General features: G+C 62.3%; 18 protein-coding genes and 2 pseudogenes. 15 read left to right on the top strand and 5 right to left on the bottom strand.

Annotation, left to right across the window (positions count from 1 at the left end; translation table 11 throughout):
• Positions 1-20: 20 nt before the first annotated feature.
• Both rbfA and DMO26_RS14305 read right to left on the bottom strand, forming a co-directional pair.
• Complete coding sequence (rbfA, locus tag DMO26_RS14310; protein WP_117192833.1) at positions 21-428, bottom strand: 30S ribosome-binding factor RbfA; 408 nt, start codon at positions 426-428, stop codon at positions 21-23.
• Positions 429-572: 144 nt separating this feature from the next.
• A complete protein-coding gene (locus DMO26_RS14305) occupies positions 573-1592 on the bottom strand; it encodes a GntR family transcriptional regulator (protein WP_117192832.1) in 1020 nt (339 codons plus the stop codon).
• A 219-nt stretch (positions 1593-1811) separates the two neighbouring features.
• On the opposite strand from DMO26_RS14305, the gene DMO26_RS14300 reads away from it, so the two are divergent.
• Together DMO26_RS14300 and DMO26_RS14295 are read left to right on the top strand one after the other, a co-directional pair.
• Positions 1812-2183: an SDR family oxidoreductase gene (locus tag DMO26_RS14300; RefSeq protein WP_117192831.1), complete on the top strand. Its 372-nt coding sequence runs from the start codon at positions 1812-1814 to the stop codon at positions 2181-2183.
• 5 nt (positions 2184-2188) lie between these two features.
• Complete coding sequence (locus DMO26_RS14295; protein WP_117193097.1) at positions 2189-3265, top strand: Ldh family oxidoreductase; 1077 nt, start codon at positions 2189-2191, stop codon at positions 3263-3265.
• Positions 3266-3417: 152 nt separating this feature from the next.
• Here the strand turns inward: DMO26_RS14295 and DMO26_RS14290 are convergent, their stop codons facing one another.
• Positions 3418-5148: a methyl-accepting chemotaxis sensory transducer gene (locus DMO26_RS14290; protein ID WP_117192830.1), complete on the bottom strand. Its 1731-nt coding sequence runs from the start codon at positions 5146-5148 to the stop codon at positions 3418-3420.
• Positions 5149-5484: 336 nt separating this feature from the next.
• Here DMO26_RS14290 and DMO26_RS14285 point away from each other — a divergent pair, with 336 nt between their 5' ends.
• The 13 genes and pseudogenes from DMO26_RS14285 to DMO26_RS14230 all read left to right on the top strand — a co-directional run bounded on the left by DMO26_RS14285 (position 5485) and on the right by DMO26_RS14230 (position 20057).
• Entirely contained in the window at positions 5485-5814 is a 330-nt protein-coding gene (locus tag DMO26_RS14285) for an STAS domain-containing protein (RefSeq protein ID WP_117192829.1), read from the top strand.
• Complete coding sequence (locus DMO26_RS14280) at positions 5811-6179, top strand: response regulator (protein WP_117192828.1); 369 nt, start codon at positions 5811-5813, stop codon at positions 6177-6179. The genes DMO26_RS14285 and DMO26_RS14280 overlap by 4 nt, the downstream gene beginning before the upstream one ends.
• Positions 6176-8179, top strand: a complete 2004-nt coding sequence (locus DMO26_RS14275) for a chemotaxis protein CheA (RefSeq protein ID WP_117192827.1) — start codon at positions 6176-6178, stop codon at positions 8177-8179. The genes DMO26_RS14280 and DMO26_RS14275 overlap by 4 nt, the downstream gene beginning before the upstream one ends.
• Positions 8176-8691, top strand: a complete 516-nt coding sequence (locus DMO26_RS14270; protein ID WP_117192826.1) for a chemotaxis protein CheW — start codon at positions 8176-8178, stop codon at positions 8689-8691. Before DMO26_RS14275 ends, DMO26_RS14270 begins: the two co-directional genes overlap by 4 nt.
• Positions 8692-8715: 24 nt before the next feature.
• Entirely contained in the window at positions 8716-10431 is a 1716-nt protein-coding gene (locus DMO26_RS14265) for a methyl-accepting chemotaxis protein (RefSeq protein ID WP_117192825.1), read from the top strand.
• A gap of 170 nt (positions 10432-10601) precedes the next feature.
• Positions 10602-12434: a methyl-accepting chemotaxis protein gene (locus DMO26_RS14260; protein ID WP_117192824.1), complete on the top strand. Its 1833-nt coding sequence runs from the start codon at positions 10602-10604 to the stop codon at positions 12432-12434.
• A gap of 168 nt (positions 12435-12602) precedes the next feature.
• Positions 12603-13358: pseudogene (locus tag DMO26_RS35090) on the top strand (MCP four helix bundle domain-containing protein); the annotation flags it as partial.
• 120 nt (positions 13359-13478) lie between these two features.
• Positions 13479-14657, top strand: a pseudogene (locus DMO26_RS35085) (methyl-accepting chemotaxis protein); the annotation flags it as partial.
• A 162-nt stretch (positions 14658-14819) separates the two neighbouring features.
• The gene (locus tag DMO26_RS14250; protein WP_117192822.1) at positions 14820-16751 is read left to right on the top strand and encodes a methyl-accepting chemotaxis protein; all 1932 of its coding nucleotides are present in this window, start codon (positions 14820-14822) and stop codon (positions 16749-16751) included.
• Positions 16751-17242 carry a chemotaxis protein CheW gene (locus DMO26_RS14245; protein WP_117192821.1) on the top strand — a complete coding sequence of 164 codons (492 nt, stop codon included), beginning with the start codon at positions 16751-16753 and terminating at the stop codon, positions 17240-17242. Before DMO26_RS14250 ends, DMO26_RS14245 begins: the two co-directional genes overlap by 1 nt.
• Before the next feature lie 46 nt (positions 17243-17288).
• Positions 17289-18152 carry a CheR family methyltransferase gene (locus DMO26_RS14240; RefSeq protein ID WP_404947054.1) on the top strand — a complete coding sequence of 288 codons (864 nt, stop codon included), beginning with the start codon at positions 17289-17291 and terminating at the stop codon, positions 18150-18152.
• 3 nt (positions 18153-18155) lie between these two features.
• Entirely contained in the window at positions 18156-19238 is a 1083-nt protein-coding gene (locus DMO26_RS14235; RefSeq protein ID WP_117192819.1) for a protein-glutamate methylesterase/protein-glutamine glutaminase, read from the top strand.
• A 114-nt stretch (positions 19239-19352) separates the two neighbouring features.
• Positions 19353-20057, top strand: coding sequence for a ParA family protein (locus DMO26_RS14230; RefSeq protein WP_117192818.1), 705 nt, complete (start codon positions 19353-19355; stop codon positions 20055-20057).
• Positions 20058-20115: 58 nt separating this feature from the next.
• Here DMO26_RS14230 and DMO26_RS14225 read toward each other — a convergent pair whose 3' ends face one another.
• A complete protein-coding gene (locus tag DMO26_RS14225; RefSeq protein ID WP_117192817.1) occupies positions 20116-21150 on the bottom strand; it encodes an NAD(P)-dependent alcohol dehydrogenase in 1035 nt (344 codons plus the stop codon).
• 369 nt (positions 21151-21519) lie between these two features.
• Positions 21520-22134, bottom strand: a complete 615-nt coding sequence (locus DMO26_RS14220; protein ID WP_117192816.1) for a TetR/AcrR family transcriptional regulator — start codon at positions 22132-22134, stop codon at positions 21520-21522.
• Positions 22135-22177 lie beyond the last annotated feature (43 nt).

Below are 22177 nucleotides of genomic sequence, written 5' to 3'. Positions count from 1 at the left end.
AGTCTTGGGCGTACTCTTTGTTATTCGTCGTCTTTGTGATCGGCTTCGATGTCCCGCTGGACTTCGGGAGACCGGAGGAGATCGTCGATCTTCTTGTAGTTGTCGAAGCTCGTATCGTCGCGGAAGCGCACTTCCGGCATGTATTTCATCTGCCTCAGCTGCCCGCCGAGACGGCCGCGGATGAATTTGGCATTGCGATTGAGCGCTTCTATGACCGCCCCGTGGTCGGGCAGGCCGAGCGGCGTCACATAGGCGGTGGCGATCTTCAGATCCGGCGACATGCGCACTTCGGACACGGAGATCACAGTCTTTTCAATGAGGTCGTCGCGCACTTCGCCGCGCTGCAGGACCTGGGTTATGGCGGCGCGGACCTGTTCGCCAACGCGAAGCATGCGCTGGGAGGGCGCCGAGGATGTTGCCTTGGTCATTTCCTGTTTTCTCTTTCAGGGCGCCGCCGGGGTTCGTCCCGCATCGAGCGCCGCATCGGATAAAGGCGGTCCAATGACTGAGACCCGCCCAAAGGTCAAGGCGCCACCCATGATTTATCTTAACGCCGTGCGACGTCGAGAGATCTAGTCGAGCTTCTCGAGATAGGGCAGATCGTGCGGATGCACCTGTCTCGTGACCATGACGATGCGGTCGATCGCCCGCTCGCGCGACACCTGAAGATGGCGCTTCAGCGACCGGGCGGCATCCTCCACCCTGCCCGCCTGCAGGCGCTCGACGATCTCGATATGCTCCGGCAGGAAGGGTTCGGTGCCGAAAAGCCGCGGCATCCACTGGTAAAGAAAGCGGTGCGCCACAAGCAGTGCCTGCGGCAGGCTGATCGCCTGCATGAGCGTGCGGTTGTCGCAATATCCGAGCAGGGTGACGTGCAGCTCTTCTTCCAGCCTGTCGAGGTCGGGTCCTGTCAGTTCGGCTGCGTTCTCGACGGCGGCTTCGAGATTGGCACGCATGGCCGCGACAAACTCCGGCGGGACCTTTGCGGCCGCCTTTTCGAGAACGACCGGCTCCAGGAGCCAGCGAAGCTCGTAAAGTTCGCCTACATGGTCCGGCGTCATGGCGGGTGCGACCCAGCGGGAGCGATCGTCCTTGCGCACGATGCCGCGCTGCTGCAGGCGGCCGACGACGTCGCGCGCCACCGTGCGGCTGACATCGTAGAAACGGGCGAGTTCCGTCTCGTTGACACGCCAGCCCGCGAAGGAACAGCGGGCGGCGATTTCGCTTTCCACCTCGCCGTAGATCTTTTCCCAGCTCGACAACTGGGTCAGGCGCAGCTCGTCGGAGGCTTCGAGTGAAGGGATTGCGGCGTCACCGCCGGAAACGTTGGAGCGCACCGCATAACCGCGGCCGGAGGACTTTTCGAGCAACCCGTGCCGCTCGAGTTCCGTCAGGGCCTGGCGAGCGGGCGCACGGCTGATCTTGAACTGTTCGGCGAGCGAGGATTCGTTCAGGCGCGCACCCGGCGGCAGGTTGCCCTGGGCGATCTGCCCGGCGACGATCTCGAAAACCTGCTGATAGAGGCGCGGAGCAACCCCTCCCGCCACCTTGGGCCGCGGTCGGTCCACATCGGCCGTGCGTCCTGCCGTCATGTCTTCTCCCTGAATTTTCGATGCCACCACCCTTCACAAAGAACGATGCATCATGGCGGAGAAATACCAGCAAGGCCGAGTCCGTTCAATTCGGGCGTTCCGGGGTCCTGGGTCAGCCGTTGTCGGCGTGAAAAAACTCTTGTCAAAAACGGAAATTCGTCTAGTGTACACATTATACGTTATTGTACTCAAAGTTGCCAGATCTTTGGAGGAGCAAGGATGGTCGGTCGACTGGCGCAAAAACGCGCCTTGGTGACGGGAGCTGGCCAAGGCATCGGCCGCGCCATCGCGATAGCCTTTGCCGCCGAGGGTGCGGAAGTGGTGGCGACAAGCCGCTCGGCCGGCAAGATGGCCGATCTTGCGGACCATTCCGCAGCGATCAGAACCGTGTCTCTTTCGCCCGGCCTGGAGGGGCGGATCGAGGCGAGCGACAACCTCGGGGAAATGCGCCGCACCTTCATATCCCGCCAACCGATGGGCCGGCTCGGCACGGTGGAGGAAATGGCTGCGGCGGCCGTTTATCTCGCAAGCGACGAGGCCGCCTTCATGACCGGCCAAATCCTGATCGTCGACGGAGGGCAGACCCTGTGAGCACCATGCAGCCGATCGAGGAAGGCGTCCTCCACGCGTCGATCGAGGATGTGGACCGGTTCTGCCGCGCCGTCTTCCTGGCCGCCGGCGCCGATCAAGCAACCGCCGAAGCCGCAACGCGGGCGATGATGCACGGATCGCGCTTCGGCGTCGACAGCCACGGCGTTCGGCTTCTCGACCACTACATCGCCGCCATGACCGGCGGGCGGGTCAACGCCGCCCCGAAACTCCGGTTCACGCAGACGGCGGGGGCGCTCGGCACGCTCGACGCCGACCATGGCCATGGGGCGCTTGCGGCCTATGAGGCAATGGAAAAGGCGATCGAGCTTGCCGGGCAGTTCGGCATCGGCGCGGTTTCCATCCGCAACAGCTCGCATTTCGGACCGGCGGGCGCCTATGCCCTGCATGCGGCAACGAAGGGTTATATCGGCGCCGCCTTCTGCAATTCCGACAGTTTCGTGCGCCTGCATGACGGCGCGATGCGGTTTCACGGCACCAACCCGATCGCCTTCGCCGTCCCGATCAGCGGCCAGAATCCCTGGTTCCTCGACATGGCGACCAGCGCCATCCCCTACAACCGGGTAAAACTCTACCGCAGCCTCGGCCGGAAGCTTCCCGAAGGGGTCGCGTCGGATGCCGAGGGACTTGATACGCGCGATCCTTCCCTGGTGGAAATGCTGGCCCCTGTGGGCGGCGAGTTCGGGTTCAAGGGCGCGGGGCTGGCGGGCCTCGTGGAGATCCTGAGTGCAGTTCTGTCCGGCATGCGCCTGAGTTTCGACCTCCTGCCCATGAACGGACCGGATTTCTCCACGCCCCGCGCTCTTGGCGCCTTCGTACTGGCGCTGAAGCCGGGCGCCTTCGTTTCCGAAGATGTCTTCCAGACGGGCATGCAACGCTATGTCGAGGTGCTGCGTTCGTCGCCTGCCAGGGAGGGCCTGAAGGTCATGGCGCCGGGCGACCGGGAATGGCTGATCGCCGAGGAACGTAAGACACGCGGCGTTCCGCTCGATCCCGAAACGCAGCAGGCCTTCAAAAAACTCGCGGAACGCTATGGGCCCGAAAGGCCCGCCGCGGCGCCATGACGGCGATCCGGCGGAGGAGCCGGCATCCGGAAGAGCCGGAGACATGAAACGATGTCATGGAAGGCTCGGTGCTGATCGTCATGCTGACGCCGATCTTCATGCCGGGTATCGTTCTCTACATGCCGAACCTGCTGTTCAGCCCCTGAGGCGGATCAGAACAGAGCATCCTCGATATCCTCGTCGGACATGACCGTTGCGACCGCAGCTGCTTCCACAGGCGGCTGGGTTCCCATCACCGCGGCATGCAGCTCGCGTTCGGCCACCATCGTGTAAAGCCGGCCGATGCGGCCGCCGATATCGGCGAGCACCTCTTCGAGGCCGGGCGCTTCGAACACGTCCTCGCCGATTTCCATCTCCCCGGCACAGGTACGCAGCACTTCGCCGAGTTCGGCGTTGAAGTTCAGGCGGGCAAGCGAAATGTCCATCTCGCTGACGGCCGTCTTGCTCTGGTCGCGGAGGCCGGCCATCTGCGCATCCATGCGGTCGCCGACGGCGCGGATGTTCTCCACCGCATGTTCGAGCCGGCTGTCGAGACTTTCCTCGTTCTCCTCGCCCTGCACGCCGACCAGCTTGTTGGCGGCGGTTTCCAGCGTCTGGAGTTGGGCGAGAATCTCTTCCGCCGTCTCGTCGAGCTTGCCCGCGAAGTTGCGGAGCTCGGCGGTCACGACGTTGATCGCCTTGCCTTCCTCGCCGATCTTGCCGCAGCGCAGGTTGGTATTGAGCGCCATGTAATGAATATCGGTGCGGACTGCCCGCACGATGCCGATACCGTCGAGAAGTTCACGCACGATGGTGACGGTGGAATGGCTGAGCGCGCCAGCCTGGCTGGCGACATCCTCGATCTCGCGCACGGCGACGCGGGCGGCCGCCACGCCGTTCTCGAGCTGGCGGATTGCATTGTCGCTTTCGTCGTCGCCCTCGGTCATCGCGCCACGCAGGGCTTCGATCTGCGCGAGATCGGAGCGGAAGCTGGCGACGGTCGCGACGATCTTGGCCGTATCGCGGTCGAAATCGGCAATCGACTGGTTGAGCTGCAGCGACACGAGCTGGCGAATGATCAGCGACAAGCTTTCGCGCTGGCCGGTGTCGAGCGCGCTGCCTGCGGGCGATTCCAGATATTCCGACAGGATCTGCAGGCTGGACTGGCAATGCTCGATGCGCTGACGGGTGATGTCGCCCACCTGCATGGCCGAAAGGGTCGAGGCGAGTTTCGTCTGAATACCGCCGGCAACGCTGCGTACTTTTGCCGCACGCTCGCCAAGCAGCTTGCGATGCTTGCCGATCTCGGCGGCTCCCTTCGACAGGCCGGCGACGATTTGCGGCACCGTCTCGTTATAACTTGCGAGGATCGCCTTGCCCTTGGTCATGACGGGACCGAGGCCATGGCCAAGCGTCGAAAGCTTGCCGGCGAAATCGTTGACCTGCCGGGTTCCTTCCTGGATCCTTTCGAGAATTTCTTCCGCAAAGCCGGAGAAATCGGCAATACCGGCGCCGGTGATCTTGGCGGTGACCGCGAAGGTGCGCAGGTAACGCAGGGTCTCCTGCATCTCCTCGATTTCGGGCTCAAGCTTGCGTTCCGCGCAGGCGATCTCCTGGAATCCGGCCTGGCGTTCGGTTTCGATGCGGGTCAAGCGCGACAGGCGATCCACCGTGCTCGTCAGTTCGGCCATCGTGGCGTTCGCCGTCCCCTCGTCCAGAGAACCGGTCAATTGGTCAAGGGAAGCGATCAGCTTGTTCAGCACGTCGAGAATCGACAGAAGGGCGGCGCCGCCTTCGAGAAAGCGCTCTTCTATACGCGACCGCGCAGTTTCCAGGCGATCGACAACGGGCAGTACGCCCGGAGATCCCTGCGCGATGTCAAAAATGGATGCCCTGACAGCCACTTCGTCTCACCTTTCAGGCCCGATGAGGGCCTCTGCCTGCTAAAATGAACGGCGATAAACTCGCCTGTGTTGTTTTGGGACAGCCTCGCGCCAGCCAGATCGTGGCAAGATCTCGTCCTATGCGAGGGGCAGAGTGCGGGACAGGTGTTAATTCCCGCCGAACAACTCAAGGGTTTTGCGACTTGTAGTTAATTTTCCCAATCTCGCGGGCTGCGAAATACAACCTGTTAATATTGCGTCGCTAGAAATGGCCGTGCGCCATTAATCTCTCGTTAAGGATGTAAGTCCAAATTCGGACAGCTATTTCAGCGTTTTCGGAATTATATTGGGGTCAAAATGACTGCTTCCAATGTTAAAGAGGATTACCTTTGCCTGCCGGACAACCTGACGGTGCGCGCAATCACAACCGTGCAGCAGGAAGTGCTTCGATTCATCGACAAAAACCAGTCCATCGCCATCGAGCTTTCGGACGATTGCCAGGTGGACATCAGCTTCATTCAGCTCATGGAAGCGGCACGAATCTACGCCGGCACAGCCGGTAAACGCATCGCGCTCAAAAAACCTGCCAGCGGCCCGATGCTTGATGTTCTGCAACGCAGCGGTTTCCTTGAGGGACTATCCGCTGAAGACGCGAAATTCTGGCTTCATCAAGGGGGAATTCAATGAGCGCCAGTATCCTCACGGTCGATGATTCGGCGAGTATCCGGCTAACCACACGCGTCGCGCTGAGCAATGCCGGTTATCAGGTGACCGAAGCCGTCGACGGCATGGATGGCATTGCCAAGCTCAACGGCGGCCAATTCGATCTGATCGTGACCGATCTCAACATGCCGAACATGGACGGCCTGACGATGATCCGCGAACTGCGCAAGATGCCGGCCCATATGGGCGTTCCGGTGATCTTCCTGACGACGGAATCCGACAACGACCTCAAGCAGCAGGCCAAGGCCGCCGGCGCGACCGGCTGGCTGACGAAGCCCTTCGATCCGGAGAGCCTGGTCAAGATCGTCAAGAAGGTGCTCGGCAAATGAGCTTTCCCGATCCTATCGCGGTTTTCAGAACGGAAGCGGCCGAGCTTCTCGAACAGATCGAGGCGGGCTTGCTCGACCTCAACGTCAACCTCGGCGACAAGGATCAGGTGGACGCGGTCTTCCGCGGCCTCCACACGCTGAAGGGTTCCGGCGCCATGTTCGGCTTCGAAGCCCTGGCCGCCTTTACCCATCACTGCGAAACGGCCTTCGACCGTGTTCGCAAGGGCGAAGTGCCGGCAACCCAGGAACTGGTCACGGCGGTTCTCGAAGCCAAAGACCATATGCGTGCACTGGTCGAGACGCCGTCAGGCGACCACGGCGCGATGAGCGAGATGCTTCTCGCCAATCTGAGGTCGGCCGTCGAAGCCGCCAAGAATCCTGGCTCGGCGCCGGCCCTCAAGGTCGCTCCGGGCCAGACGCTTTTCAAGATCCGCTTCAGCCTGCCGCAGAATGCCATGGCCAACGGCACAAATCCGCTGCCGCTGCTCGACGAGCTGCGCGAACTCGGCGAATGCAAGATCGTCGCGGATCGCTCGGCCATCCCCTCTCTCGATCTCCTTGCTCCGACCGACCTCTATGTCAGCTGGGACGTCGAACTCCTGACGACCCAGCCGCGCTCGGCGATCGACGACGTCTTCATCTTCGTCATGGACGAGATGCAGCTCGACGTTTCCGCGATCGAGGCTCCGGCGGCCAAGCCGCCCGCCACGGATACGGCAGCGGCGCCAAACGAAGTAGTATCGCCTGCCCCGGCAGTTCCGGCCTCGCGCGCCGCCTCCCCTGCCCCGGCAGCGCCGGCTCCCGTGGACAACAAGGCGAACAAGGCCTCCGAAAACGTCCGTGTGCCGGCGGAAAAGCTCGATGAGCTCATGGACCGCGTCGGAGAACTCGTCATTGCCCAGTCGCGGCTCTCGCAGCTTGCCGGCGGCAGCGGCGACCTGCAGCTGCGCGCCGTCTCGGAAGACGTGGAGCGGCTTTCCGGCGAACTGCGCGACACGATGATGGTGCTGCGCATGGTTCCGGTCGCGCATCTCTTCAGCCGTTTCCGCCGCCTGGTGCACGACCTCGCCCATGAAACCGGCAAGACGATCGAACTCGTTACCGAGGGCGAAACGACGGAAGTCGACAAGAGCGTCATCGAGCGACTTGCCGATCCGCTCGTCCATCTGGTGCGCAATTCCTGCGACCACGGCCTCGAAACTCCGGAAGAACGCCTCGCGGCGGGCAAGTCGGAAGCCGGCCACATCTCGCTCTCCGCCCGCCAGCAGGCCGGCGAAGTCATCATCACCATCAAGGATGACGGACGCGGCATCAACAAGGAACGGGTGCGCGCCAAGGCGGAATCCTCGGGCCTCATCCAGCCGAATGCCAGCCTCACCGACCAGGAAATCTACCAGCTGATCTTCCAGCCGGGCTTCTCGACGGCCCAGACGGTAACCAACCTTTCCGGTCGCGGCGTCGGCATGGACGTGGTCAAGCGGACGATCGACGCGCTCCGCGGCACGATCAACGTCGCCAGCCATTCCGGCAAGGGATCGGAGATCTCTCTGGCGATCCCGCTGACGCTCGCCATCATCGACGGCCTGCTCGTCCGCGTCGGCTCGGGCCGCTACGTCATCCCGCTTTCGGCGGTCGAGGAATGCCTCGAGCTTTCAATCGAGGAAGACATGCGTTCGCGCGGCCGCAGCTTCATCTCGCTGCGGGACAGCCTCGTGCCGTTCCTGCGGCTGCGCGATCTCTTCCGCACCGGCACCAAGCCGGATCCCTTCCAGAAGGTGGTCGTCATTTCCACCGGTTCGGAAAGAGTCGGCCTGGTGGTCGATCAGATCATCGGCGACCATCAGACCGTCATCAAGGCCATGTCGAAGCTGCATCACGACGTCGCGACCTTCTCAGGCGCGACCATCCTCGGTGACGGCGACGTGGCCCTGATCCTCGATGTCGGCCATCTGGTGGCGGAAGGACAACAACAGGAGGCGCATCTGCGCGCGGCGGGATGAACGAGGCAGTCAGAAAGATTTCCGAAAATATCTGGGACGGCCGCGACGAGCTGGAAGTCCTGACATTCGACATCGCCGGCGAGATGTTTGCGCTGGAAGCCTTCATCGTGCAGGAAATCCTCGATCTCCTGCCCGAAACGACGGTGCCCGGCGCCAAGGCCTTCGTCGGCAGCGTCATCAACTTCCGCGGCAAGGTCATTCCGCTCGCAGACATCCGACTGGCATTCGGCATGGAAGCGACAAAACCGACGATAGACAGCCGGATCATCGTCATCGCCCTCGACATAGACGGCGAGCCTGTGCTTGCCGGCATCCGTACCGACAAAGTCCACGAAGTCACGACCCTGATGCGTGCCGCAGGCGAGCCGCCGCCGAGCGTCGGCATGCGGTGGCGGCCGGACTTCATCGATTGCCTGGTAAAACGGGGAACAGAGTTCATCATCATCCCCAATCTCCAGGTGATCTTCTCCGCTCAACACGACCATTCCTCGACCGGGAGCCCCCACGGTTGATCACCCTTTCGATGGAGACGTAAAATGCGTGCCTCAATCAAGCTGAAGCTGGCTTCCGCTTTCGGTTTCGTCATCCTCATGCTCTTGGCGACTGCCGCTTATGGAATTCTGAGCCTCAGCAATCTCAACGATACGCTGGAAGGCGTGTTGCAGGGGCCGGCCATGCGGCTCAAGCTCGCCCAGACCCTGAACAACGAACAGCTTCAGCAGATTCGCCAGCAGAAGAACTTGCTGCTGACCACAGAGCCCAAAGAAATGCAGGGCTATATCTCGAAGTCGGATGAAGCCCGGCGTACCTTCGACGAAACCTTCAAATTGGTTGAAGCGCGAGCAACCGAGCAGGGCAAGGTCCTCTGGGCAAAGCTCGCCGGCTTCACCGCTGAATTCCGCAAGCAGGACGACCGTATCCGCCAGCTGATGCTGGGCGGCGACGCGACCGCGGCTCTGCACATCTCCAACAACGAGGCTCGGGCAGTCACCAACGACATCGATGCCCTCCTTTCGGAGGTGGTCAAGCTCGAAGAAAGCCGCCTCGTCGACGCCGGTACCCAGTCGGAGGCCGATTATGCGCAGACGCGCCTGATCATGATTTCGGTCGCAGTGAGCGCCTTCCTGATTGCCGTGCTGGCCGCCGTCTGGATCGCGCTTTCGATCAACAGAGGCTTGCGCAACGCCGTGAGCGCCGTCCAGAACGTCGCCGAGGGCGACCTGACGCGGTTTGCGACGGTCACTACCAAGGACGAGATCGGCGAACTGCTCGGCTACGTCAACACCATGATCGAGCGCCTGCGCGGCGTGGTCGGCGATGCGCTCGCCGCTTCCGACAACGTTTCTTCCGGTAGCCAGGAACTGTCGGCAAGCTCCGAACAGCTCAGCCAGGGCGCCACCGAGCAGGCTTCGTCCGCCGAAGAGGCCTCTGCCTCGATGGAGCAGATGGCGGCCAACATCAAGCAGAACGCCGACAACGCCGCCCAGACCGAAAAGATCGCACGCCAGTCGTCGCGTGATGCGGAGGCCTCCGGCCAAGCGGTTGGCCGCGCCGTTGGCGCGATGCGCACGATTGCCGAGAAGATCTCGATCGTTCAGGAAATCGCCCGCCAGACCGACCTTCTCGCCCTGAACGCCGCCGTCGAGGCAGCGCGCGCCGGAGAACACGGCAAGGGCTTTGCGGTCGTCGCTTCGGAAGTCCGCAAGCTTGCGGAACGCTCCCAGGCTGCGGCTGCGGAAATCAGCGCGCTTTCCGGCGATACCGTGCAGGTCGCGACCGAAGCCGGCGAGATGCTGAACAGGCTGGTGCCGGACATCCAGAAGACCGCCGAACTGGTATCGGAGATCTCCGCCGCATGCCGCGAACAGGATATCGGCGCCAGCCAAATCAACGAGGCGATCCAGCAGCTCGACAAGGTGACCCAGCAGAATGCCGGCGCTTCCGAAGAAATGTCGGCGACCTCCGAGGAGCTTGCCTCCCAGGCGGAAGAGCTGCAGGCGTCGATCGCCTTCTTCAAGGTCGATCAGTCGGGCGGTCACAAGCCAGTCAGACGCGCACCGGCCGCGGCCGTCCACAAACCGGCCGCCAAGCCGGCCGGCCGGCCTGCCCAGGCCCATCACCCGGTCATGCAGCAGTTCCACAAACAGGATCAATCGGTGCACAGCCAGCAGGCTCGCGCCAAGGGTTTTGCTCTCGACATGTCGATGGGCGGACCGGACGCCGACGACGCGGACTTTCGCGAAAGCGCCTGAGGCGCTCCAAGATCGATGCCGGGCCCCGAGCCCGGCATACCGCCGCCGTGTGTATGCGACGACGTTGGCCGGCAACGGCCGCCAGGGGGTGAATGATCGCCTGTCTGGCTTCACAGCGCTTCCAATCTCGGGAACGCAGGATCACCGCATACGCATCGGGGGATCAATTGATGCGCTTCACTATCAAACTCAAGCTGACATTGGCATTCGGCTTCCTCATCCTGCTGTCAAGCGCCACCGTAATCATCGCGATCATGAACCTGGCATCGCTCAATTTGGCGGTAACGAACATTGTTCAGGGTCCGGCAACGAACCTGCGTATTTCTTCGGACATGTCGACGGCAATCCTGAACGCAATCCGGGATGAAAAGAATGTCGTCATCAGCACCGATCCGCAGCAGATCAATGGCTTTGTGAACTCCGCCAGAAGCAACCTGCAGCAGGCAGATCGGGCACTGGAACTGCTCAAGCAGAGCAAAAATCCTGCTGTGGTCGAAAAAGTGGACCAGCTTTTCCGCCAATTGGCGACTTGGAAGCAGCTGGACGAAAAGGTGCTGGCTTATGGGATGGAAAATACCGAGGAGTCCAACCGCAAGGGTGGCGAACTGTCGATGGGTGAAGGCCGCAAAGCCTTCAACGAAATGCTTGTGAGCTTGAATGCCGTTCGCGAGGCGATCGCGGCGGATATGAAGGCGACAGACCAGGCTACCAGTGACCAATACGAATGGTCCCGCAATCTGTTGATTTCAGCTCTTGCGGTGATTTTCGTACTCTCCGTCGGCGTTGCTTTCTGGATCGCGCTCGGGATCAACAGCGGCCTGAAAAAAGTGAAGTCTGTTGCCGACGCGGTCGCGGTTGGAGATCTCAACCAGGACATTGCCATAAAGACGAATGACGAAATCCGCGACGTCGTGGAGAGCGTCCGCACGATGACCACCAATCTTCGGGAGACCGCCCGCGTTGCGGATCAGATTGCCAATGGCAACCTGACGGTGAACGTCAAGCCGCTGTCGGATAAAGATACGCTCGGCCTAGCGCTCGAAAGCATGGTGGAGCGCCTTCGGGGCGTCGTCGCCGACGCGCTCGCGGCATCCCACAACGTTTCGTCCGGTAGCCAGGAACTGTCGGCAAGCTCCGAACAGCTTTCCCAAGGCGCCACCGAACAGGCTTCTTCCGCCGAAGAGGCCTCTGCCTCGATGGAGCAGATGGCGGCCAACATCAAGCAGAACGCCGACAACGCCGCCCAGACCGAAAAGATCGCCCGCCAGTCGTCCAGGGATGCGGAAGCCTCCGGCCAGGCCGTCAGCCGTGCCGTCGGCGCCATGCGCACGATCGCCGAGAAGATCTCGATCGTTCAGGAAATCGCCCGCCAGACCGACCTTCTCGCCCTGAACGCCGCCGTCGAGGCAGCGCGCGCCGGCGAACACGGCAAGGGTTTTGCGGTCGTCGCCTCCGAAGTCCGCAAGCTTGCGGAACGTTCGCAGGCTGCGGCGGCCGAAATCAGCGCGCTCTCGGGTGAAACCGTGCAGGTCGCGACCGAAGCCGGCGAGATGTTGAACAAACTGGTGCCGGACATCCAGAAGACCGCCGAACTGGTGTCGGAGATCTCCGCTGCCTGCCGCGAGCAGGATATCGGCGCCAGCCAGATCAACGAGGCGATCCAGCAGCTCGACAAGGTGACTCAACAGAATGCCGGCGCCTCCGAGGAGATGTCGTCGACCTCCGAGGAATTGGCCGCCCAGGCGGAAGAGCTGCAGGCGTCGATCGCCTTCTTCAGAGTGGACTCGTCCGCGATGAAGGGCCGCGGCCAGCCTGCCGCCAAGGTTCCGACAGCCGCAAGGCCGGCTCCGAAACCTGCAGCAAAACCGGCATCGCATGCCTCTCATGCCAGACAGACCGGCCACACCGTTGCCGCGCAGCAGGCGCGCGCCAAGGGTTTTGCGCTTGATCTTTCGATCGGGGGTCCGGACGCGGACGACGCAGACTTCCGCGAAAGCGCTTGAGGCCCGCCACGAATATTTCCCGGCCTGAAAAGGCGGGGAAATGGGTTCCCCGCAAGGGGATATTTCAGGACCAGATCATTCAGGAGAGTGGATGCGACCGTCTTCGCTCTCATCGTTTCCCGCTCGGTCGGGAGCTCTACATTTCACTCGTTGCCTGGGGATAAGGCTATGCGGATAACCATCAAACTGAAGCTGGGACTGGCGTTCGGCTTCCTTCTTGCCATGTTGGTCGGAACGGCAGGCTACGGAATATATAGCCTGGGCGCCGCCAACGATGCGATGATTTATGTCACGGAAATCGCGGCACGGAGGCTGGATCAGATCCAGCAGTTGAACAACCTCGCGCTCGACCGCGTCCGTGCCCAGAAGAACATGTTGCTCGCGACCTCGCAGGAGGAGATCGACATGTTCTATTCCCGCGGCGACGAACTGGAACAGAAGTTCAACATTCTGCTTGAAAATCTGGCCAAGACAGCTTCGGCGGACCAGAAACAGTCCTGGGACGCGACGCTTGCGCTGGCCACAGCCAATCACGCCGCGAACGAGAAAGTGGATGCGGCAATCCGGCGCGGCGATACCCGGGAGGCGCTGGCGCTTTCCTCCGGCGAGAGCCGCAAGGCCATCAACGCCCTTCTGCCCAAGCTCGACGAGGCCGTTCAGATCAACCGTGACCGAATGGCCAAGTCGAATGAAGAGGCGGAAGATAGCTATCATTCCATGCGCCTGCTGATGATCACGCTCACCGCGGTCTCCGTCGTTCTGGCGGCGGCCATGGCCTTCTGGATCGCCTTCAGCATCAACGCCGGCTTCCGCAAGATCAAGGCTGCGGCCGATGCGGTCGCCATCGGCGATCTGAATCAGACCATCGAAGTCAAGACGAACGACGAGATCAAGGACCTGGTCGATACGGTCAACGTGATGACCGCCAACCTGCGCGGCACGGCGGCCGTCGCAGACCGCATCGCCCAGGGCGATCTCTCGCTCGACGCAAAGCCGCTCTCCGATAAGGATACGCTCGGGCTTGCCATGCAGAACATGGTTATCAATCTGCGCGGCACGGCGGCCGTCGCAGACCGCATCGCCCAGGGCGACCTTTCGATCGACGCAAAGCCGCTCTCCGACAAGGATACGCTGGGGCTTGCCATGCAGAGCATGGTCGCCAACCTCAGGACCACCGCAAGCGTCGCCGACCAGATTGCCGGCGGCGATCTGACGGTTTCGCCGCAGCCGCTTTCCGACAAAGATATTCTGGGCCTTGCGCTGGAAAGCATGGTCGAACGCCTGCGCGGCGTGGTCGGCGATGCGCTTTCGGCGGCGGACAACGTGTCTTCGGGCAGCCAGGAGCTTTCGGCAAGTTCGGAACAGCTTTCCCAGGGCGCAACGGAACAGGCCTCCGCCGCGGAAGAAGCGTCGTCTTCGATGGAGCAGATGGCGGCCAATATCAAGCAGAACGCCGACAACGCCGCCCAGACGGAAAAGATCGCCCGTCAATCCTCCAAGGACGCCGAGGCATCCGGCCAGGCCGTGGGCCGCGCCGTTTCGGCAATGCGCACGATCGCCGAGAAGATCTCGATCGTCCAGGAAATCGCCCGCCAGACCGACCTTCTCGCCTTGAACGCGGCCGTCGAGGCAGCGCGCGCCGGTGAACACGGCAAGGGTTTTGCCGTCGTCGCTTCGGAAGTCCGAAAGCTCGCGGAACGTTCGCAGGCCGCTGCGGCCGAAATCAGCGCGCTTTCCGGCGATACCGTGCAGGTCGCGACCGAAGCCGGCGAGATGCTCAGCAAGCTTGTTCCGGCAATCCAGAAGACCGCCGAACTGGTCTCGGAAATCTCCGCCGCCTGCCGTGAGCAGGACGTTGGTGCTGGCCAAATCAACGAGGCGATCCAGCAGCTCGACAAGGTGACCCAGCAGAATGCCGGTTCGTCGGAACAGATGTCGGCAACGTCGGAAGAACTGGCCTCCCAGGCAGAAGAGCTGCAGACGTCGATCGCCTTCTTCAGGGTCGAACGCGCCGGCGCCGCCAAAGCCAAGGCGCGCCCGTCGCAGCCCAAGGGAGCAACGCCAGCGAAGGGCGCCGCTTCGCGCCCAACGGCGAAACCTTACGGGGGCCGCGCGGCAGAGAGTTCCGTCAGGGAACAACAGGCCAGGGCCAAGGGGTTTGCGCTCGACATGTCGATGGGTGGACCCGACCACGATGACGAGGACTTTCGGGAAAGCGCCTGACGGCTTCCCCACGAACGAGGCGAAGCCGTTTCGGCGGCCCGCCGCATGAACGTGCAGCGTCGGTGCGATCTCTGACTCCCGCCATGGGTGCGCCCTCGACAGGTATTTTGGGATCGCTGGGACTGGAACAACCTGAGTTTGAAGCAATTTGGGGATTTTGAGATGCGGATTACAATTAAACTGAAACTCGGATTGGCTTTTGCCCTGATGACGCTTCTGTTGGTCGGCATCGCCGTCTACGGCAGCATGAGTCTCGGCGGCCTCAACGACGCGAGCGTCAAGATGATCGACGGGCCGGTCCGCCGTCTCGAACTGGCGCTGACCGCCAACGTGACCTCGGTGGATGCCGTGCGGGCGCAGAAGAACGCACTGCTCGCCACCAATCCGGCGGACGCGACGAAGTTCCACAAGGAAGCCGACGACAATACGGAGCTGATGTTCAAGGCAGCCCAGGAAGGCCTGTCGATCGCATCCGTCGAGGGCAAACCCTATTGGGAGAAGCTGCTGACCATTGGCAAGCAGTTCCAACAGAAGTCCGACGATCTGCAGGCCCTCCAGGCCAAGGGTGACATGACCGGCGCAATGGCGCTGTCCATGGGTGACCTGCGCACCATGACCGCCGATATGGGAGAAGCAATCAAGGTGCTTCTCGACATCCAGCGCAAGGGCATGGCCGCAACGGAGAAGGCCAATGGCGATCTCTTCGACACAACCATGATGGTGCTGACGGTCGCGTCGGTGATGGCGGTCGTGATTGCCATCGGCGCCGCCTTCTGGATCACGGTCGGTATCAGCAAGGGCCTGAAGAAGATCGCATCCGTCGCCGACGCCGTGGCCATCGGCGATCTCAACCAGAAGGTCGAGGTCAAGACCAACGACGAGATCAGGGACCTGATCGACACGGTCAACGTGATGACCGAAAACCTGCGGGCCACCGCAGCGGTCGCAGACCGTATCGCTGAAGGCGACCTCTCGATCGACGCCAAGCCGCTTTCCGACAAGGATACGCTCGGGCTTGCCATGCAGAGCATGGTCACCAACTTGCGCACGACCGCAAGCGTTGCCGACAAGATCGCCAACGGCGACCTGACCATCTCGCCGAAGCCGCTTTCCGACAAGGACATCCTTGGCCTCTCGCTGCAGAGCATGGTGGAGCGCCTGCGCGGCGTCGTCGCCGATGCGCTGGCAGCCTCGACCAATGTGTCCTCCGGCAGCCAGGAACTTTCATCAAGCTCCGAACAGCTTTCCCAGGGCGCCACCGAACAGGCTTCTTCCGCCGAAGAGGCCTCTGCCTCGATGGAGCAGATGGCGGCCAACATCAAGCAGAACGCCGACAACGCCGCCCAGACCGAAAAGATCGCCCGCCAGTCGTCCAGGGATGCGGAAGCCTCCGGCCAGGCCGTCAGCCGTGCCGTCGGCGCCATGCGCACGATCGCCGAGAAGATCTCGATCGTTCAGGAAATCGCCCGCCAGACCGACCTTCTCGCCCTGAACGCCGCCGTCGAGGCAGCGCGCGCCGGCGAACACGGCAAGGGTTTTGCGGTCGTCGCCTCCGAAGTCCGCAAGCTTGCGGAACGTTCGCAGGCTGCGGCGGCCGAAATCAGCGCGCTTTCCGGCGATACCGTGCAGGTCGCGACCGAAGCCGGCGAGATGCTGAACAGGCTGGTGCCGGACATCCAGCGCACTGCGGAGCTCGTCTCGGAAATCTCCGCCGCATGCCGCGAGCAGGATATCGGCGCCAGCCAGATCAACGAGGCAATCCAGCAGCTCGACAAGGTGACCCAGCAGAATGCCGGCGCCTCCGAACAGATGTCTGCAACTTCGGAAGAACTGGCCGCCCAGGCGGAAGAGCTGCAGGCTTCGATCGCCTTCTTCAAGGTCGACCGCGCCGGCAACAAGCAGCGTGCCGTCCAGGCGGCGCCTACGCGACAGGCCCCGGCCAAGTCCTGGCCACAGCAGAGCCAGAAGGCTTATACGGCGCGCCAGCCGGAACACACGGTCGCCGCCCAGCAGGCCCGTGCCAAGGGTTTTGCCCTGGACATGTCGATGGGCGGACCGGACGCAGATGACGACGATTTCAGGGAGACCGCATGATGGCAGGCACATCCTCAGAAGCACAGTTCGTAACCTTCGCCCTCGGTGACGAGGTCTTCGCGGTCCCCGTCGAGGTGGTCCGCGAGATCCTCGACCACGAGGAGCCGTTCAAAATCCCGCATGGCCCGGAATATCTTCTGGGTCTGAGGGACGTGCGCGGTCAGGGCGTGCCGGTGATCGACCTTCGCCTCCGGCTCGGCATGACAAAGACGGTGAAGACCCCGCATACGCGCATCCTGGTGCTCGACGTGCCGGTCGCCGACCGTGTCCTGGCGCTCGGGCTGGTCGCAGACCGGGTCTTCGAGGTTGTGCCGTTCCGCCGCGAACAGGTCGAGACCGCGCCGGACATCGGCGTGCGCTGGCGCTCCGACTATATCGCCGGAGTGGTCCGCCGAGAGAGCGGCTTCGTCGTCATCGTCGATCTTGCCCGGCTGTTTTCGGATTCGGGTCCGGCTCTGGCGGGGATCGAACCTCGGTCTCAGGTCGCCTGAAGTTGCAAAAGGAATTTCGGCCGATTGAGACGTTGTCTGTACGGGGGTGCGCGTGAACATGGCAGTCAGAAGCCAGCCGCTCGATGATCGGCTGAGCAAACGCAATTTCGATCTTTTGGCGAAATACATCTATGATTACAGCGGCATCAAGATGCCGCAGACGAAAATGACGATGCTGGAGGGACGGTTGCGGCGGCGGTTGCGCGTCACCGGCATGTCGACTTTCGACGGCTATTGCGACTACCTGTTCAAGCAAGGCGGAATAGAAGCCGAGTCGATCTTCCTGATCGATGCGGTCACGACCAACAAGACCGACTTCTTTCGCGAGCCGAAGCATTTCGAATACATGGTCCGCACGGCCCTGCCAGACATTTTGCGCAACTACCCGGATCGTCGCCTTCGCGTCTGGAGTTCCGCCTGTTCGACGGGTGCCGAGCCCTACACGATGGCCATGGTGCTCTCCGAACATCTCGCGGCGAATGCGCCGGAGCGGGACTATTTCGTGCTCGCCACCGACCTCTCGACGGATGTCCTGCAGAAGGCTCAGCGCGGCGTCTACCCGAACGAGCTCCTGCAGCCCGTTCCTTCCGAGATGATGCGGAAATATGTCATGCAGGCTTCCGACAAACGGAGGCAGGAAATGCGGATCAGCCCCAAGCTTCGTTCGCGCGTCGGGTTCGCGCGGCTGAACCTGATGGACGACAGTTATCCGGTGGGCGATCCGATGCATCTGATCTTCTGCCGCAATGTACTGATCTACTTCGACAAGCCGACCCAACAGCATGTGCTGACACGGCTTTGCGACAATCTCCTTCCGGGGGGATACATCTTCATCGGCCATTCCGAGACCGTGACGGGCTTCGATCTGCCGGTGAAACAGGTCGCCAACACGGTCTTCAAACGGGTATGAAGCATGACTGGCAAAATCCGTGTCCTGATCATCGATGATTCCGCCAGCGTGCGTCAGACCTTGACGGCCGTGCTTTCGGCAGACCCTGATATCGAAGTCATGGCGGCAGCCAGCGATCCTTTCATGGCGGCGCGCAAGATTCGGGAGGAAATCCCCGACGTCATCACGCTCGACGTGGAAATGCCCCAGATGGACGGCATCACTTTTCTGCGCAAGCTGATGGCTCAGCATCCGATACCCGTCGTGATGTGTTCGTCACTAACCGAAAGCGGCTCGGAAACCTTGATGCAGGCACTGGAGGCCGGCGCCGTCGATATCATCCTGAAGCCGAAGATCGGTGCCGCAGACCATCTCGCCGAATCCGGCGACCGCATCCGCACCGTCGTGAAGGGAGCGGCGCGGGCCCGCGTCGGCAAGTTGCGCGCCTCCCGGCTTGCGGAGGGAAGCACGACGGCGAAACTCACCGCCGACGCCGTGCTGCCGCCTCCCAAGGTCGGAGCCATGGCGAAGACCACTGAAATGGTCGTCTGCGTCGGCGCTTCAACGGGCGGCACCGAGGCGCTCCGCGAACTGCTCGAGGCGCTGCCCGCCAATTCGCCGGGCATAGTCATCGTGCAGCACATGCCGGAAAAATTCACGGCCGCCTTTGCCAAGCGTCTCAACAGCCTCTGCGAGGTGGAGGTGAAGGAGGCGGCCGAGGGCGATCCGGTTCTGCGCGGCCATGTGCTGATCGCCCCCGGCGACAAGCACATGTTGCTCGAACGGCGCGGCGCCCGCTACGAGGTCTCGATCCGCTCCGGCCCGCTGGTCAGCCGGCACCGGCCGTCCGTGGACGTGCTCTTCCGCTCCGCCGCCCGCTCCGCCGGCGCCAACGCCATGGGAGTCATCATGACCGGCATGGGCGACGACGGCGCCCGCGGCATGAACGAGATGCACCAGGCCGGCGCCTATACCGTGGCTCAAGATGAGGCGACTTCGGTCGTGTTCGGCATGCCAAAGGAAGCCATCGCCCATGGCGGCGTCGACAAGGTCGTGCCGCTCGACCATATCGCCCGCGAAATCCTTGCCGCCGACCGTCGGCGGTAAGATCTGCCATAACGGCGTTTACCTGCCGTTAACCATGTTTGGAAAGAATAAGACAACGCATCATGAGGGTGCGGTGAGAGCGATCGAGGCTCGCAGCCGGACAGGGACCCGAAGATGCCAGTCATTACCTTTGCCAACACCAAGGGCGGAGCAGGAAAGACCACTGCCGTTCTCCTTCTTGCCACCGAACTGGTCGAGCAAGGCTATCGCGTCACGATCCTGGATGCGGACCCGCAATACTGGATCTCCCGCTGGCATCAGCTCTCGACCCCGAACGACAAGCTCAACGTCATCTCGCATGTGACGCAGGCCTCCATCGACCGGCACATTTCCGAGAATCGCTACAGGACCGACTATTTCGTCCTCGACCTGCCGGGCGCCCAGAGCCCGCTGCTCGCCAAGGCGATCGGACTTTCCGACCATGTGCTGATCCCGATCCAGGGCTGCGCCATGGACGCCCAGGGTGGCGCCAACGTGCTCGAGCTTTTGCGTTATCTCGAAGAAAAGGCGAACCTGCGCGTGCCGCATTCCGTCGTGCTGACCCGCGTCAACTCGATGGTGACGACCCGGGCGCTGCTCGCCGTCAAGATGCTGCTCGCGGAGCGCAATGTCGACGTGCTCAACACGCCGATCATCGAACGCGCCGCCTTCCGCGACATCTTCGATCTCGGCGGCACGCTTTACACGATGGACGAAAGCCGCATCAGCAATCTCGACAAGGCGCGCCAGAACGCCCGCCTCTTCGCGCTCGAAATGCTGCGTCGCGTACCACTTCAGAAGTCGGCCTCGCCTTCCAGCCGCTTCATCCGCGCCGCGTGATCGGCGGGCTCGAACGTAGGATTTTGGCGAAAACCGCTCACATCTTTAGCCATCGCGCTTAAAGCCTGATCTGCAGTTTCACATCCGACGGGTTGCCGGCCGCAGCCCGTTCGAACGCGGCGATCGAATCCTTGAAATCAAATACGCCGGTGATCAGCGGCTTCAGGTTCACCTTGCCGGACGCGATCAACTCCAGCGCCCGGTCGAAAATATTGGCGTAGCGGAACACGGTCTCGATCCTGACTTCCTTGGAAATCGCGGCCGCAACGTCGAAAGCAACCGGTTCGACCGGCAGGCCGACCAGCACAAAGGCGCCTCCCGGCCTCACAAGACCGAACACGCCCTGATAGGCTCTCGGGCTGCCGCTTGCTTCGAACACGACATCCGCGCCCCAGCCGCCGGTCGCTTCGGCGATCACGTCGGTGAACGGCCGCTCGGTGATGTTGACGGGAATGATGCCGGGATACCGGCCGGCGATCTTGAGCTTGTCAGCGCTGAGATCGGAGATGAAAACACGGGCGCAACCGCCGGCAAGGGCTGCCAGCGCCACCATGATGCCGATCGGCCCGGCGCCGATGACGGCGCCGACATCGCCCGGCTGGATGCGGGCGCGGGTCGCGGCCTGCATGCCGATCGCAAACGGTTCGACCATCGCGCCTTCGGCGAAGGAGACGTTGTCCGGCAGCTTGTAGGTGAAGGCAGCCGGGTGGATGACTTCAGGCGTCAGCACGCCGTGGATCGGCGGCGTCGCCCAGAACCGCACGTCCGGATCGACATTGTACAGACCGAGTTTCGAGGCCCGCGACGAAAGGTTCGGCACCCCGGGCTCCATGCAGACGCGGTCGCCGACCTTGAGGCTCCCGACGTCGGAACCGACCTCGACGACGACACCGGCCGCCTCGTGACCGAGCACCATGGGCTCGCGCAGCACATAGGGACCGATCGCCCCATGGGTGTAATAATGTACGTCGCTGCCGCAGACGCCGACCGTATCGATGGCGATCTTCACGTCGCCCGGGCCGGTTATGGTCGGGAGATCGATCTCCCTCAGGGCAAGAAGGCCTTTCTTTTCAAGAACGAGGGCCTGCGGCATGGGATGTTTCCTTCGATGCTTTTTCTCGGTATGGGCAAATGTTCGCCGAGATTTGCAACGGGATCAAGGCGTCATGTTGAAGCGCGGGATCTACCAGCCGTGACCGACGAACGGCATCTGACTGGCCATGAAGAGCACGTTGGCATCGAGCGACAGGCTGTCTCCGTTGAGGGCCCGTACCGGATTGAAAACGAGGCGCGGCGAAATTTCGAAGCTTCCCGATAATCCGGGTCGGCATAGGGGGCTTCGGCCGCGGTGCGACCCGGAAATTGGGGCAGACCGTATAGGCGGATATTATCTTCCTGCCTGAGGATCAGTCGCTGTGGGCAGAAAACCCCCATTCGGCGAGGAGATTCAATCCGCTCGAAGTCATTCCATCGCAAGCAGTTCGCGCAGCGCCAGCCGTTTGTAGGATTCGACCAACGCATCGCCTTGTCTGCGATCGACCGAGATGGCGAGCCGCATGGTGGACGTGCCGAGATACATGACGAGCATGGCACGGTTGAACAGTTCTTCCGGGTCCGCCTGGGGCTGGACATGCCTGAGCGCCGCAGCAACGATTGCGCCGTTTTCACGGGAGTCGGCAAGATCGATATCCTGCAATGCTTTATCGGCCTGCGTGCCCGACCAGATGTCGCGCATGACCGGCTCTGCCAGAAACAGGCCGTAATAGATATCGATCAGTTGCCGGAAGGCTTCCGAAAAGGCGGTCACGTCCCGCACGGGCTCGAGCGCTTCGCGGATGCAGGCCCGTCCCTCCTCGTTGTAGCGCTCGGCAAGCGTGCGCACCACCGAGCCCTTGTCCGGGAAGAACTGATAGAGCGAGCCGATCGGCACGCCCGCCTTTTCGGCCAGCTCGCCCATCTTCATCGCGTCGCTGCCACCGCGGCCAATCAGTTCCTTCGCGGCCGTCAAAATGCGCTCCACCCGCTCGCGGCTGCGCTTCTGTTGCGGCTGGCGGGGTGTGGATGCAGAAATCTCCATTATTTTTCCATACCTTGATCTATAACGCGAGGAATATTCGCAT

The sequence above is a fragment of the Rhizobium terrae genome (genome assembly GCF_003425685.1).
Lineage (GTDB): Bacteria > Pseudomonadota > Alphaproteobacteria > Rhizobiales > Rhizobiaceae > Neorhizobium > Neorhizobium terrae.
This window is presented reverse-complemented; position numbering and strand designations above follow the sequence as displayed.

Excerpts from the sequence above, each read along its gene's own strand:
- rbfA (WP_117192833.1), bottom strand. The coding sequence starts at position 428 with ATGACCAAGGCAACATCCTCGGCGCCCTCCCAGCGCATGCTTCGCGTT.
- DMO26_RS14305 (WP_117192832.1), bottom strand. The coding sequence starts at position 1,592 with ATGACGGCAGGACGCACGGCCGATGTGGACCGACCGCGGCCCAAGGTG.
- DMO26_RS14300 (WP_117192831.1), top strand. The coding sequence starts at position 1,812 with ATGGTCGGTCGACTGGCGCAAAAACGCGCCTTGGTGACGGGAGCTGGC.
- DMO26_RS14295 (WP_117193097.1), top strand. The coding sequence starts at position 2,189 with ATGCAGCCGATCGAGGAAGGCGTCCTCCACGCGTCGATCGAGGATGTG.
- DMO26_RS14285 (WP_117192829.1), top strand. The coding sequence starts at position 5,485 with ATGACTGCTTCCAATGTTAAAGAGGATTACCTTTGCCTGCCGGACAAC.
- DMO26_RS14280 (WP_117192828.1), top strand. The coding sequence starts at position 5,811 with ATGAGCGCCAGTATCCTCACGGTCGATGATTCGGCGAGTATCCGGCTA.
- DMO26_RS14275 (WP_117192827.1), top strand. The coding sequence starts at position 6,176 with ATGAGCTTTCCCGATCCTATCGCGGTTTTCAGAACGGAAGCGGCCGAG.
- DMO26_RS14270 (WP_117192826.1), top strand. The coding sequence starts at position 8,176 with ATGAACGAGGCAGTCAGAAAGATTTCCGAAAATATCTGGGACGGCCGC.
- DMO26_RS14265 (WP_117192825.1), top strand. The coding sequence starts at position 8,716 with ATGCGTGCCTCAATCAAGCTGAAGCTGGCTTCCGCTTTCGGTTTCGTC.
- DMO26_RS14260 (WP_117192824.1), top strand. The coding sequence starts at position 10,602 with ATGCGCTTCACTATCAAACTCAAGCTGACATTGGCATTCGGCTTCCTC.
- DMO26_RS14250 (WP_117192822.1), top strand. The coding sequence starts at position 14,820 with ATGCGGATTACAATTAAACTGAAACTCGGATTGGCTTTTGCCCTGATG.
- DMO26_RS14245 (WP_117192821.1), top strand. The coding sequence starts at position 16,751 with ATGGCAGGCACATCCTCAGAAGCACAGTTCGTAACCTTCGCCCTCGGT.
- DMO26_RS14235 (WP_117192819.1), top strand. The coding sequence starts at position 18,156 with ATGACTGGCAAAATCCGTGTCCTGATCATCGATGATTCCGCCAGCGTG.
- DMO26_RS14230 (WP_117192818.1), top strand. The coding sequence starts at position 19,353 with ATGCCAGTCATTACCTTTGCCAACACCAAGGGCGGAGCAGGAAAGACC.
- DMO26_RS14225 (WP_117192817.1), bottom strand. The coding sequence starts at position 21,150 with ATGCCGCAGGCCCTCGTTCTTGAAAAGAAAGGCCTTCTTGCCCTGAGG.
- DMO26_RS14220 (WP_117192816.1), bottom strand. The coding sequence starts at position 22,134 with ATGGAGATTTCTGCATCCACACCCCGCCAGCCGCAACAGAAGCGCAGC.